The organism is Psychromonas sp. psych-6C06, assembly GCF_002835465.1.
Classification (GTDB): domain Bacteria; phylum Pseudomonadota; class Gammaproteobacteria; order Enterobacterales; family Psychromonadaceae; genus Psychromonas.
In genome coordinates, this window is the sequence record NZ_PIZM01000019.1 from 1 (window position 1) to 14,260 (window position 14,260).

Here is a 14,260-nt window from a genome sequence, read left to right on the forward strand (position 1 = left end):
ACCTAGCAGCCTAAGATTCTCGAGCTCCAGTAACCCGACCACATTTAGAAAATCCCTATTAACACAATAGTTAAGCGGGATTTTTGCATTTTAGCCGTTTAGAAATAAATATCTAGCAATACAACCTCTGGGGCTACTTAAACATTCGAATCCTCTATCACCGACCACATTTAGAAAAGCCCGTAACATGTAAAAGTGCTACAGGCTTTTTGCATTTTAAGGCTATAGAAATAACCTCTGGGGCTACTTAAACATTCGAATCCCCTATCACCGACCACATTTAGAAAATCCCGCTTAACTTCATTGTTAAGCGGGATTTTTGCATTTTAGCCGTTTAGAAATAAATATTTAGCAATACAACCTCTGGGGTTCCTTATACATTCGAATCCTCTATCACCGACCACATTTAGAAAAGCCCGTAACATGTAAAAGTGCTACGGGCTTTTTGTATTTTAAGGCTATAGAAATAACCTCTGGGGCTACTTAAACATTCGAATCCTCTATCACCGACCACATTTAGAAAAGCCCGTAACATGTAAAAGTGCTACGGGCTTTTTGCATTTTAAGGCTATAGAAATAACCTCTGATTCTTTAGGTATTCGATCTAATTACAAAGCACCAATACGGTGCATAAACGCCTTAAATTCGATCATAGATGCACATTTAGCTTCTCTACGTGAATAAAACGACTTATTACTTCGCTCTATAAATTTATTTTTTACAGCAAGGCAAGCACAAACAATCATTTAGAGGTACCTAGACCACCTACTAAGTGGTAGGTATGAAAAGGTGACAAATAACACCATAACATTTTGTTTTATCTTTTCCTGCGCATAACGTGCATGACTTTTAACTGCCTTTAAAGATAGAAAGTAACTCTCTAACCATCTGTATTTATTGGATTATAAAATCATCTTTTACATTTTTTCTTTCCTGTTTCACTATCTTTGGATCAATAGTTGCTCACTGTATATCAAGCTATTAAAAAATAGCGGTTAATTTTACTAGGTGGGAAATTTACAATGTTTAAAAAATCAATACTGTCATTAACGCTTGTGTTTAGTTTTAGTACTTTTGCATTAGAGAAACCAGAGGTGATGATATTTGCCACTGGTGGCACCATTGCCGGATCCGCTCAAAAAGCTACAGATATTACTGGTTATAGTGCCGGTGAAATCGCAGTGTCGACACTGATTGAAGCCGTCCCAGAGATAGCTGATGTCGCAGATGTTAAGGGCATTCAAGTCGCAAATACATCAAGCTCAAATATCAGTAATGAAATTCTTTTAGAATTAGGCAGAGAAGCAAAAGTCGCGCTTAATGGAGAGGCTAAAGGTGTGATTGTTACTCATGGGACAGATACCGCAGAAGAAACTGCTTTTTTTCTTGATCTTGTAAATCAAACCGATAAGCCAATTGTGGTGGTAGGCGCAATGCGCCCAGCAACGGCGATCAGTGCCGATGGCCCAATGAACCTTTTAAATGCAGTCACACTAGCCACCAGCGATGAAGCAAAAGGCCGTGGCACTATGATCATGTTAAATGATTTTATTGGCTCCGCTTATTACACCTCTAAAACAAACTCGACATCATTAGATACTTTTAAAGCTTATGATCAAGGTTTCCTCGGCACTTTTGCTGGCGGAGTACCGAAGTTTTACTTCGATGCAGCACAAGCAACCGGAAAACCAAGCTTCGATATATCTAAAATTGAAACGCTTCCACAAGTCGATATTATTTATAGCTACTTAGGTATGCAGGCAGATCAGTTGGATGCTTTAGTTGCATCAGGCTCTAAAGGTATCGTGGTTGCAGGAAGTGGCAACGGATCTACCCCGCAGGCTGTACGCGATCGTATTGCAGAGCTACAAAAGAAAGGTATCCCTGTCGTGCTATCTTCACGAACAGGCACAGGTTATGTCACCAGTAAAGAACATGGTATCGCATCCGGTACACTAAACCCGCAAAAAGCACGCATTATGTTGATGCTAGGTTTAACGAAAACTCAAGATCTTGATGAATTAGCCGCACTATTTGGCACAGATGTTTAATTATCGTTTTATTTCAAAGTCCTGTAATTTTAACCTCTTACAGGGCTTTTCCCCAGCCTATTCATCACATCAGAGTCGTCCTCCTGAACAGCATGTTTTTCTTAGCCTAATCAATTTAATTCAATAACTTGCGTTGTGTAGCATTGCTAGCGACTAAATAAAATCATTATTCGGGTGAGTTCAATTTTTTATCTGTCTCAATGCGCAATAATGACCTATCATTTATATTTCAGTGACAGTTAAAATACATGTTATACCTTAAGGATAAGATATGAACTACAAGTTAAACAAAATAGCGCTCGCACTGAGCTTGCTACCTCTTTCTGTCAATATTGCCACAGCAAACGTACTAAGCGAACAAATGTATCAATCAGAATTAGATCAATTAGAAATGACTCAACTGACACAGCAGGTTGAGCCATCACAAGATCTACAATCATTATTTTGGACAAAAAATACCAATGATAGTGATACTGCACTTTTTTCATGTGTATTAACAACATCACAAAGCCCCTATGCCGTTAAGCAGCAAAATAGTTTTGAAGCCTGTGTTGTTAACAATTTTGATGTTGAGATAATTAATGATCAGCTCGCAATCAGTGAGCTAGCAAAACTAAGTATTGACGATAATGCAATGCAGGCTCGTAGTTTCAGTACCACAAACGCAGACGATACCATTCTATCTGAGCATATTATTTCCTGGTTAACACCACAAAATAGATCTCAACAAAGCTCATTAGAAAGCACGTTAAAACAAGGATTTGTTATAGAGTTACCATCACGAGATGATCTGCTCATTAACCAAGTACGCATTTACCCAAGTGCGTCAGGTTTCAGCGTACAAGGTAAAGTGGACGGTGATGAATACTCAAATGTATTCTTACACTTTAATGGTCAATATTGGAACGGATCCATCCATAGCAACAACGAAGTATTTACTTTAACTGCACATACTGAAGACCAACTTTTGTTACAACTTCGTCGTTTAACTGAATTTGATGAGCATGATGATGTGGTGGAACATGATCATGAACACCAAGGGTTAGAACAACATCAGCATGACGAAACATTACAAGTGCGTGCCAGTGGCACCTCAATCATTGATATTGTAGTGGTTTACTCAACAGCTTATGCTAATAGCTATGCAAGTAATGATGCCAAGATCCGCGCAGCCATTGAAACGCGTGTTGCTGAAGCAAATGTTATTTATCAAAACTCCAACATTGACCAAAAAATTGTTCTACTCGGTTATAAAGAGATCTCTCTAAAGGATAATGTACGCTCAGGATCTGATGTTGCGCAATCTTCAGAAGCTCGCGCGATGCGCGATGAATATGGTGCAGATTTAGTCTCATTCTGGACAGTAAATGGATCCGCAGGTAGTGCTCAAAATTACTCTGGTAGCTCAAACAACGCTTATAACACCTCACGTAAAAATGATATTGAAACACGTTATACGTTTGTACATGAATTAGGCCACAGCATGGGTGCTAAACATGATCGTCAAACTTACGTTGAACAGGGACGTGGTAATGAGCTAACCCCAAGTCTATACAAATATGGTAAAAGCTTTACTAACTACCGCACCGTGATGTCTTACGACAATTGCCCTACAGGTAACTCCTGTAACCGCATCATGCACTTTACCAACCCACGCATCGATTACCGTGGCACAGCAACGGGTATTGCCTATGATCCAAGTAACCCGATTAGCGATAAAATTAATGGGCCAGCCGATAATGCACGTCGCTTGAACGAAACTCGTGCTAGCATTGCTAATTTTAAGACGCGTAAAAAGATTTATACCGATACGGGGGCAACCACGCCAACACCGGTACGAGTTACGCCAACGCCAATTAGCACACCAACGCCAATTCGTTCTACACCGACACCGATTATCACGCCGACACCTGTTACCGGTGACATGATAATTTTTATTCCGGGTAAAACCCAAGTCAGCAATGGTGATGTGGTAACCTACAAAGGTAATTGTTTCCAAGCAAAGAATAACCCCGGTGTTTGGGAAACACCGAGTGATGCATCTTGGTTCTGGACACCTATTGCTTGCCAAGGTGACATCCAAATCCCCCCCACACCAAAAGTTTCGACGCCAACACCAGCAGTGATAACGCCAACACCAGCCGTAATCACCCCTACGCCAATTACGGCAACACCAACACCTGTTGTCATTACCCCTACTCCAATTATCGGAGACTCAAATTGGAGTGCATCTCAAGTTTATAACAAAGGTGATACGGTAATAGTCAATGGTATTACTTATATTGCAGGTTGGTGGACAAAGGGTGAAGAGCCCGGCACTACCGGACAATGGGGAGTTTGGAAAGCAGTGAAATAACAATAATATTCAGGGGTGCTTTCGCATCCCTTCTTATCAATGATAAATGCACTTTCAAGCTATATCGCACGCTATCCATAATAAGATATACATCCCTTCCAAAATAACAACGTGACTTATTTTTGACTTAAAGTTTAAATTACCATAGGATCGCCTCAAGATCATGATACTTAATGATTTTATCTTTAATACTTTGAATTAATAAAGTGTTTAACTCGATACTAATTGAATTTTATCAATGACAATTAAATCGTAATATCTTTAAAAGGTTACGATTAAAGTCGCTAATGGAGTAGTGTATGCACCTGAATTTTCGTAAACGATGTTTATCTTTCGTTTTTATCTTTTTTTGCTTTTCCCTAAATGTATCAGCCAAACCCGGTGATGTTGTTTTAGATCTGGAAATGACCCCTAAAGTTTTTATCAGCGATCCTAATACAAACCAGATCTTTGTCGGTGTCGCAGGTTCAGAAGTCGTCCCTGTCAATCTGGCTAATTTAACCCTAGGTGAAGCGATCAATATTGGTGGTATTCCCGCAGGTATGGCGTTATCTCGAGATCAACGTTTACTGTATATTTCACTTTCTAATCGCCCAGCCTTAGCAGTTATCGACATTAACAACTGGCAATTACAAGACGAGATTCGAATCACACGACCAGGTGACCAAGTCGCTGTTGACTGGAAAGATCGTATTTATATTGGCTCTATGGACAGAAACGAAGATATCATGGTTTATGATGCAGATAAGGGTGGCGTTACTGAGCCAATTCCTTACCACTGTAGTATTTGTTATCGCCCACTATTACAAATGAGCGCGGATGGAAAAACCTTGTTTGGCGCCAATCGAGGGATCTCAGCAGCCACACTCGCGAGTTATGATGTTTCAGGAGAGGTACCAGTCAAATTAACAAGTCGATCGGACTTAGGCAGTAATGGACAAGATCTACATTTAAGCAATGATAACCAACACCTGTATTTTGCAGTTGGCGGTGGTAACGGCACTGGTTACGACGTTGCACAAATAGATATACAAACAAATACCGTAGAAGGTTATATGGAGATAGGTGCTTATCCTCGCGAACTGACGACTAGCCCAGATGGTACCTATTTTTATGCCGTGCATACAAGTGGTCATATCGATGCATGGAACGCAAACACGCTAGTACAAATCACTCAGTACCCTGTTGTTGGCGAAGCTTTTGACTTAATGACCGACCTGAGTGGTAACTACCTAATTGCAGCGTTCAGTAATGCATTACGTATTATTGAAGCTGAAGGAACCTTAGTTGTCGTTGATGAAGATAGTGATGGTATCAGTGACACTATTGATAACTGTCTTGATATCTACAACCCAGAGCAACTTGATAGCGACTCCGATAGCCTTGGTAATGCTTGTGATCAGTTTCCACTTGAAAGTAATCATAAATATGCTCAATGTGCAGTCGAGTTAGAACTGTCACAATCAAGATTTAGCCAAGTCAGTACTGACCTGGCCACTTGCCAAATAAATGCACAAGATAAAGCGATACAAATTGAAGCGCTACTACTAGAACAAGTAGCACTTAATGCGCGTATCACTGAGCTAGAACAGATATTAGGTACTGTGACACCAACACCAGTTATCACTCCTACACCGACGATCACTCCGACGCCCGTTATTGGCGATTCAAATTGGAGTGCATCAACCGTCTACAACAAAGGTGATACAGTAACCGTTAACGGTATTACCTATGTTGCAGGTTGGTGGACAAAAGGCCAAGAGCCCGGCACTACCGGTGAATGGGGAGTTTGGAAAATAGTAAAATAAACACCTAAGTCTTAAACAAGCCTTTTTATTATCTTTATATAACAATATAAAGGCTTGTTATCGATATCAGCTTTCATTAACACTGATCCATTGCTTGAGTTAACTTTCATGCCAATAGTGTTCAAGCCTTTCCACGCTCTTCACTCCATGAGCTTAGCCAAAAACGACTTCCACCAGCTATTGCCAGCTGTCATCAAATTGCAGTTATGTCGTGGGTTTATCGCAATACACTAGATAGCCTGTTGCCTATACAGATTACAAAGAAACAGGCTTTAAACATTGCAGATGCAGTCGACTTTCGAAGCTAATAAACTCGATACCCGTGACTAACAGCTGATAGCTGATTCAAAAAGGCTGCTGTAGCATCACCCACATGGCACTGCCCTCATCACCAAATGCCATCTCAAAACGTACTGGCACTTTCGAGGCTAGGGCCCTAACACTAAAACCAACATCGTATTTCATGTCGCTTAGTAGTACCCCTAAGTCATATTTTTCAGCAACACGTCCCGCTTCTGCAAACCAAACTATCTGGAACCAATCGATTGGAAAAGGATTCCACTTTTGATCTGCCATTGGATTAAAAATAGGGATAAATCGGTATTCGACAGCGCCATAAAGGGCGGCTTTGTCATTAAAACGATTGTTATCGTAGGCACGCATTCGTGTCCAACCACCTAAACGCGCCCCTTCCCACATTGGCGTTTGGTTTTTTTTCAATACTCCCCCTGCAACATGAGATTGTGATTCATCCCATGACGGACTGTAAGCACTCCATAAATTAACTGCGACAACACTTTGCCGTGTCCATGAAAAGTTATCGAGCTCGATATAGTGAGAATAATCGGCTTCTAATGCATTCCAGCTTTGTGTTGAGTTGCCCCAGCCAAAGTCAGTGGATACTTTGGCGCCAAAAGAGTAACCGCGTGAAGGGTTACTTGGATAATCAGTATTATTATGTTCGAGATAAAAACGTAACCCATTGGTATTAATTTCTGGCGATTCGCTAAATTTATCGGCGCTCCATTTAGCGTAAAAGAGATCAGTACCGACAATTGTTTGTCCAGTAACAAAAGGTTGACCACCACCAATATGATCACGATTTACTGCAATACCGCGTTGCAATTTAATTGTCGGCAAAACACGATTTTTACTCTCGCCTAACGCTAGGACATGACGGAAGTGTAAGTCAAACCAGTTATTATATCCCTGAGATTGAAGTGGCGTAATACTCTCGTAATTATCCGTTTCAATATCTTTGACAGAATCATTGCCTCCTTCAAGATAAAGGCGTTGATTTGGGTAATAACCATAAGCCCCCAACCCACTAATAAAAAGGCGATCTGAGAAGCTTGGCCGATAGCCTGAAATAGCCAACATACCTCCCGATGCTCTATCTGTTTCTGGCTCTCTCAGGTCTTGACTTCGAATTGGTAGTGACTCACCAATAAAAGTAGTCGCCACCACGGTCATTTGTGGTTGGATATAACCATTAAAAATACCTACTGCTCCGGCAGTGAACCCCATGCTTTCTGAACTAAATACATAGGGAAGCACTAGCCAAGTTTGTTGCTGGTTTTTATCACGGTTCAGATCTTCAATTAAAAACTCACTGCTAATAACGGTTGTGGTGTGAAAAATTAGAAATAAAAAAGAAAGCTGTAGTTCATAGAGACGGTTAAAACACATAAGGTCAGAGCACTATGTTAATCGATGTATTTTAAGTATATCTCAGTAATATCAACATACGAAAGAAGTTGAGTCGTAAATGTTAAGCAGATAAACTTTGCTCTAATATTCCACAATTAAATTTAAAGGTACAAGAATGAAAAAATTAGTGCTCAATGTCGTGTGCTTGATTAGCATACTTGCTAGTAGCTCAGCATTCGCAACAGCTAAAGTCGGTATAGCACTTGATCAAGGCTTTGGTGTCGCGGGACAATTTGAAAATATCAATGCCTTTATCGGTAACGATGGACTGAGTGGCGACTACTTGATAAACCAAGGCGACTTCGGCAAGGATATTCCATTTAACTGGTATGTGGGTGGCGGTGCTTATTATAACTGGTCAGGCAACGATAATATCGGTGCGCGAGTTCCACTCGGTTTAACATTACCTTTTGCAAAAAAATGGGACGTTTATGGGCAACTTGCTCCTGCATTAGAATATGACTTAGACAACAACAATGCTAAGTTCAGATTAGACTTTGCAGTGGGTATTCGCTACGCATTCTAAGCATTCACAAACAACAATAGAAAGGGCATCAGCCCTTTTTTATTATCTAATTTATTATTAATGCAATCTATTCAGACTGTCACACTAACTTAACGGAGTTTTTATGCGTTTATTACATACCATGTTACGCGTGGGTAATTTAGAGAAATCGATTCAGTTTTATACCGATATATTAGAGATGAAACTACTGCGCCAATCTGAAAACGAAGAGTATCAATACACACTGGCATTTTTAGGTTACGGGGATGAAGTTGATACCACAGTATTAGAGCTGACCTATAACTGGGGCACAACGGAATATGATCTGGGCAATAGCTACGGGCACATTGCTATCGAAACCGATGATATTTATGCAACCTGTGAAAAAATCAAAAGCATGGGCGGTCAAATCACACGTGAGCCAGGCCCAGTTAAAGGCGGCAAAACAGTGATTGCGTTTGTCAAAGATCCTGATGGTTACATGATTGAACTGATCAATAAAAAAGATGCAGGTAAAGGCTTAGGTTAAGCTAGGGCCTGTTGAACTTTCTAGTTTCTTTTTGCAACAATTTGTTGGCTGTTTATACAAGGCTGAGCCTATGACATCTGGTTATTCCACATCAATAGGCGAAAACGCAGTAAAAATGTTCAACAAAATTTAAAAGGCAAAGATCAACAGACCCTAGTCACTTTATCCCGCCACCTTTATAGGATTAAAGGTAGCGGGATAAATTACTATTCAATCAAAGCTGGAATGATAAACTGGCTCAGCATTTCACCGACTTTTCCGGAAGATTCAAAATTTGAAGCGGTGGTCACCACGACTAAGCCTAACTCCTTAACTATAACAATCTCCTGACCTCCCCAGCCACTTGCATGTACATAGTGATATGTTTTGCCACTCTGTAATACAAATACATCGCTATGCCACCAAAAATAACCATATAGGCTATTAAATGGGTTAACGGTGCGGTCTAAAGAATCCTCTATCCATTGTTTATCAATGAGTTGCTTATCTTGCCACTCCCCACCATCCAGCATTAATTGGCCTATCTTAAGCATATCAATCGGACGCATCATTCCACCACCAGCAGTGTTGGTTTTCCCATCTTTTTGTTTGTACCAATAAGCATTATTAAAACATAGTGTTTTTAATGGACCATGCTTGGCATAATCGGCAGCCGTCTCTTGTTTTGATAAGTTGCTTATCACAGTACCAACCACCGATACATAGCCACCACTATACGCAAAAACCTCTCCCGGCTTATTATTCATCGGTAAGCCTAAGGTAAATGCCACGGCATCATCACTTTCCATCTCTTTACCACGAATATTGTTAGGATCGGTATAACGTAAAGTCCATTCATCCCATTCTATACCCGCTGCCATGTCCAGAAAATTGGCTAAGGTAATGGTGGCTTTTTGGTCTTGTAACCAGTGTTTATATTCCGGTAAAAATTTCACGATAGGCGTATTAACGTCAGTGATTTTTCCTTGCGTGACCAAGCTACCGACCAACAATGAGGTTAAGCTTTTACTGACCGATTGGATTTGATGAGGGTCTTGGCGCCTGTAACCATTAAAGTATTCCTCAACCAGTAACTTACCATCTTGGTAAATCAATAAGCTGTCCTGCTCTGCCCATGCATATTTTTTAGATTGTATCTGTGCAATCAATGCCTCAATTTTTTCTGGCTTATGACTGTTATCGGCTAAGTTACTAAGCTTGTAGCTATCACTATCGCAGGTACCTAGTGGCTGACTAAAATTACTCGCATACCCCTCTTTTTGATACAAGAAGCCGATGTCATTAATATCCACATCAATGCGTTTATAGTCATAATCGACACCATCTACAGTGCCGGTATATCCTTGAAACTTACCATTATCAAAATCATGGATTTTTCCTTTAAGTCCCCATTTTTCTATTTCAAAACTATGATCTGCTTGGATGTTTATCTCAGTAAGCCCCCAAGTATTTTGGATATACAGTTTGTTATCACGCTCTACTACAAAAAAATTATAAGCGTCATCCCCGGTAGATTGATAAGCACCAATATAACTTGCAAGCTCTACCTTTTCATTGACAATGGTTCCTTCTCTCTGCGCGCAACCAGCAATCGGCAATAATACACAAGCACCTAATAACGATATCGCTAACTTTTTATAACCACTTACATAAACAGCCATAACTTTTCCTTAATATTAAATAACCTTCAAATACAGAAGCAAAAAGCAAGCCACCCCATAAATCACTGAAATATAATAGATTGTTTTAATTAATTTTTCATAAAAACCATTTTTTCCCAGTTTTGGGATATGCGTTTCCCAACAATGAGACACAAAAAAGCCCCGTAAAAACGAGGCGATATGTTTGCTTTTTTATGAAAGCTGAGAGCTAATAGCCGACCGCTATTTTCATACTATTTGGCTTGTGGGCGCATGTGTGGGAATAACAATACGTCACGAATAGTATGGCTGTCAGTGAATAGCATGACTAAACGGTCGATACCAATACCTTCACCCGCTGTTGGTGGTAAACCATGTTCAAGTGCCGTGATGTAATCTGCATCATAGAACATCGCTTCGTCATCACCAGACTCTTTCTGTGCAACTTGATCCATGAAACGCTGTGCTTGATCCTGTGCATCATTTAGCTCAGAGAAACCATTAGCTAGCTCACGACCACCAACAAAGAACTCAAAACGATCCGTAATACTTGGATCTTCATCGTTACGACGCGCAAGCGGTGAAACCTCTGCAGGATAAGCGGTAATGAACGTTGGCTGCATGAGTTTGTGCTCTGCCGTTTCTTCGAAAATTTCAGTTAATACTTTACCTTCGCCCCAGCTGTCTTTAAGGTTAACGTTAAAGCGTTTAGCAACTGCTTTTAAGCCTTCCATTGATTCAAGCTCACTCGCTTCGATACCTTCGTTGTATTCAAGAACAGACTCTTTCATGGTCATACGAATAAACGGTTTACCAAAGTCGAATACTTCTTCGCCGTAATTCACAATGCTTGAACCTAAAACATTTTCAGTGATAGTACGTAACATATCTTCAGTTAGGTTCATCAGGTCAATGTAATCTGCGTAGGCTTGGTAGAATTCGATCATTGTGAATTCTGGGTTATGACGTGTTGATACTCCTTCGTTTCGGAAGCTACGGTTAATTTCGAAAACACGCTCAAAACCACCAACGACTAAACGTTTAAGGTTTAATTCTGGTGCAATACGTAGGAACATAGGTAGATCTAACGCGTTGTGGAATGTTTCAAAAGGTTTTGCCGTTGCGCCACCCGGAATCGCTTGTAACATTGGCGTTTCTACTTCCATGAACTCACGTTCATTTAGGTAGTTACGAATTGCTGAAACAATTTTGTTGCGCAGAATAAACGTTTTACGTGATTCTTCATTGGCAATTAAGTCTAGGTAACGTTGGCGGTAACACGCTTCGGTGTCTGATAAACCGTGGAATTTATCAGGTAGCGGACGAAGTGCTTTAGTCAGAATACGAATTTCGCTGACTTTTACACTCAGCTCGTCCGTTTTAGTTTTGAATAAGGTACCTTTAACACCAACGATATCGCCTAAATCCCACTTTTTAAACTCAGTGTTGTAAAAGCCTTCAGCTAAGTTATCACGTGCTACATACACCTGTAGACGGCCGCCCATATCTTGGATAGTCGCAAAACTTGCTTTACCCATAATACGACGTGTCATCATACGACCCGCGATGGTCACTTCAACCGCTAACTCTTCTAACTCTTCTTTTGAACTTTGGGCATATTTCGCATTCAGCTCGTCAGAGATATTCTTTCGACGGAAATCATTTGGGAAGGCTTGTCCCTTGGCACGCATTGCGTCTAATTTCTCTAGACGTGCAGCTAAAATATCGTTTAACTCTTCTTGCGGTGCTTCTGCTTGGTTTTGCTCTGACATGATTTTTCCTATCTGTTTAGTTTTTACTATAAATTTTTTATTACAAGCCTGATTTCAAGCTTGCTTCTATAAATTGGTTTAGTTCACCGTCAAGTACACGCTGTGGGTTACGACTTTCAATCCCAGTACGCAAATCTTTGATGCGCGCATCATCTAAAACGTATGAGCGGATTTGACTGCCCCAACCGATGTCTGATTTATTATCTTCACTGATCTGTTTTTCTGCATTTTGAAGCTGTAGTTCATGCTCATAAAGCTTTGCTTTAAGCTGCTTCATCGCTTGATCTTTATTTTTATGTTGTGAGCGATCGTTTTGACACTGCACCACAATATTAGTCGGAACGTGCGTAATACGTACCGCAGATTCAGTTGTATTAACGTGCTGGCCACCTGCGCCTGATGCACGGTAAACATCAATACGAAGATCCGCAGGGTTAATTTGAATATCGATATCATCTTCAATTTCTGGGTAGATAAATGCAGAGGCAAAAGAGGTATGGCGTTTACCAGAAGAATCAAATGGAGATTTACGGACTAGTCGATGCACACCAGTTTCTGTGCGTAACCAACCGTAAGCATATTCCCCACTAAAGCGGATCGTTGCGCCTTTAATACCTGCGACGTCACCCGCTGATACTTCCATCAACTCTGTTTTGTAACCGTTTGCTTCGCCCCAGCGTAAATACATACGCAACAACATATTGGCCCAGTCTTGCGCCTCTGTGCCACCACTACCCGATTGAATGTCGAGGTAACAAGAACAAGGATCATTTTGACCTGAAAACATACGGCGAAACTCTAATACTTCTAGTTGTTTTTCAAGCGCTTCTGTTTCACTAACCGCTTCATCAAAACTATCTTGATCTTCCTCTTCAACCGCCATATCCACCAGCATTTGAATCTCTTCACAACCCGCGTCTAATGCGTCAATAGTATTAACGACTAACTCTAATGCACTGCGCTCTTTACCGAGTGCTTGGGCGCGCTCTGGTTCATTCCAGACTTCGGGGGATTCAAGTTCGCGGCTGACCTCTTCTAAACGTTCAGATTTGGCATCGTAGTCAAAGGTACCCCCTAAGCAACTCAGCGCGCTCAGTTAGGTCTTTCACTTTATTTAAAACGGGGTTGATTTCAAACATCAATTATCTCTATAGCTTCGCGTTAAAAAGAGGCGAATTTTAACCAATCTACATGGAAATAAATAGTGTATAGATGAAATAAATATTGGCTTTGATTTAATTACACCGAAGAAGGACGATGATTAGGTTTACTTCGTTTAATTCGTAAATACCTTTCTAACCATTGATGAAATTTTCGTTCAGTGATTAGCCCATGCACACGCCTATATTCCACTCCCGACTTAAACAGAATAAAAGTAGGGATATCGACTAATTTATAGTGGTTTGCTAATACCTGATGTTGTTCACTATCAATGCTAAGAAAAACGACATCTTGCTGGAACGTTTGCGAGAGAGATTGTATTACAGTTGCCATTTCATGGCTTACACCTGACCATGTTCCCCAGAAATTAATTAGGACCGGCAGAGAGGAATGAGTAATAAAACGATTAAAAAGCTCCTCATCAACATCAATCGGTTGGTCACTGAGTACTGGTTGCTCACATTGACTGCACATTGAGAGATCATGCCCCTGCGAGAGTTGCAAATCGTTAATGGCAAAACAGTGCGTACAAACAATAATTTGATCACTCATCAGCTTCCTCCTCCAATTATCATAAAGGTAGTGTAATGAAGGCAAAAACTCTAATTTAGAAAGGCATTGCAGCAAAAGTCATAAAATAAACCCTTTATTATCACTTTATAGGTGCAATTTTTTTTCATTACAGTACAGTTAACTTCCACTTGTTAAGTCAAAGTTATTAATAGCTT

At 40.4% G+C, this 14,260-nt stretch carries 10 protein-coding genes; 5 read left to right on the forward strand and 5 right to left on the reverse strand.

Annotation, left to right across the window (positions count from 1 at the left end):
* The first annotated feature begins 1,022 nt into the window (after window positions 1-1,022).
* The 3 genes from CW745_RS16115 (at window position 1,023) to CW745_RS16125 (ending at window position 6,215) form a co-directional block, all read left to right on the forward strand.
* Window positions 1,023-2,051, forward strand: a complete 1,029-nt coding sequence (locus tag CW745_RS16115; protein WP_101109731.1) for an asparaginase — start codon at window positions 1,023-1,025, stop codon at window positions 2,049-2,051.
* Window positions 2,052-2,322: 271 nt separating this feature from the next.
* Complete coding sequence (locus tag CW745_RS16120; RefSeq protein WP_101109732.1) at window positions 2,323-4,407, forward strand: M12 family metallo-peptidase; 2,085 nt, start codon at window positions 2,323-2,325, stop codon at window positions 4,405-4,407.
* 404 nt (window positions 4,408-4,811) lie between these two features.
* Window positions 4,812-6,215 (forward strand): carbohydrate-binding protein, encoded by a 1,404-nt coding sequence (locus CW745_RS16125; protein ID WP_193755637.1) that lies wholly within the window; start codon window positions 4,812-4,814, stop codon window positions 6,213-6,215.
* A 345-nt stretch (window positions 6,216-6,560) separates the two neighbouring features.
* Here the strand turns inward: CW745_RS16125 and CW745_RS16130 are convergent, their stop codons facing one another.
* Complete coding sequence (locus CW745_RS16130) at window positions 6,561-7,904, reverse strand: BamA/TamA family outer membrane protein (RefSeq protein ID WP_101109734.1); 1,344 nt, start codon at window positions 7,902-7,904, stop codon at window positions 6,561-6,563.
* A gap of 136 nt (window positions 7,905-8,040) precedes the next feature.
* Between CW745_RS16130 and CW745_RS16135 the strand changes: the two genes are divergently transcribed.
* Together CW745_RS16135 and gloA are read left to right on the forward strand one after the other, a co-directional pair.
* Window positions 8,041-8,451, forward strand: coding sequence for a hypothetical protein (locus CW745_RS16135; protein ID WP_101109735.1), 411 nt, complete (start codon window positions 8,041-8,043; stop codon window positions 8,449-8,451).
* 103 nt (window positions 8,452-8,554) lie between these two features.
* On the forward strand, window positions 8,555-8,959 hold the full coding sequence (gloA, locus tag CW745_RS16140; RefSeq protein ID WP_101109736.1) for a lactoylglutathione lyase: 405 nt from the start codon (window positions 8,555-8,557) through the stop codon (window positions 8,957-8,959).
* Between the two features lie 206 nt (window positions 8,960-9,165).
* Here gloA and CW745_RS16145 read toward each other — a convergent pair whose 3' ends face one another.
* The 4 genes from CW745_RS16145 to CW745_RS16160 all read right to left on the reverse strand — a co-directional run bounded on the left by CW745_RS16145 (window position 9,166) and on the right by CW745_RS16160 (window position 14,084).
* Window positions 9,166-10,620 (reverse strand): serine hydrolase, encoded by a 1,455-nt coding sequence (locus tag CW745_RS16145; protein WP_101109737.1) that lies wholly within the window; start codon window positions 10,618-10,620, stop codon window positions 9,166-9,168.
* A gap of 233 nt (window positions 10,621-10,853) precedes the next feature.
* Window positions 10,854-12,371, reverse strand: a complete 1,518-nt coding sequence (gene lysS / locus CW745_RS16150) for a lysine--tRNA ligase (RefSeq protein ID WP_101109738.1) — start codon at window positions 12,369-12,371, stop codon at window positions 10,854-10,856.
* 40 nt (window positions 12,372-12,411) lie between these two features.
* Window positions 12,412-13,510 (reverse strand): peptide chain release factor 2 gene (gene prfB / locus CW745_RS16155; protein WP_101109739.1). Its coding sequence is split into 2 segments (ribosomal slippage): window positions 12,412-13,434 and window positions 13,436-13,510, totalling 1,098 coding nucleotides; the frame shifts between segments, so codons are not numbered across the junction.
* A 100-nt stretch (window positions 13,511-13,610) separates the two neighbouring features.
* The gene (locus tag CW745_RS16160) at window positions 13,611-14,084 is read right to left on the reverse strand and encodes a thioredoxin domain-containing protein (RefSeq protein ID WP_101109740.1); all 474 of its coding nucleotides are present in this window, start codon (window positions 14,082-14,084) and stop codon (window positions 13,611-13,613) included.
* Window positions 14,085-14,260 lie beyond the last annotated feature (176 nt).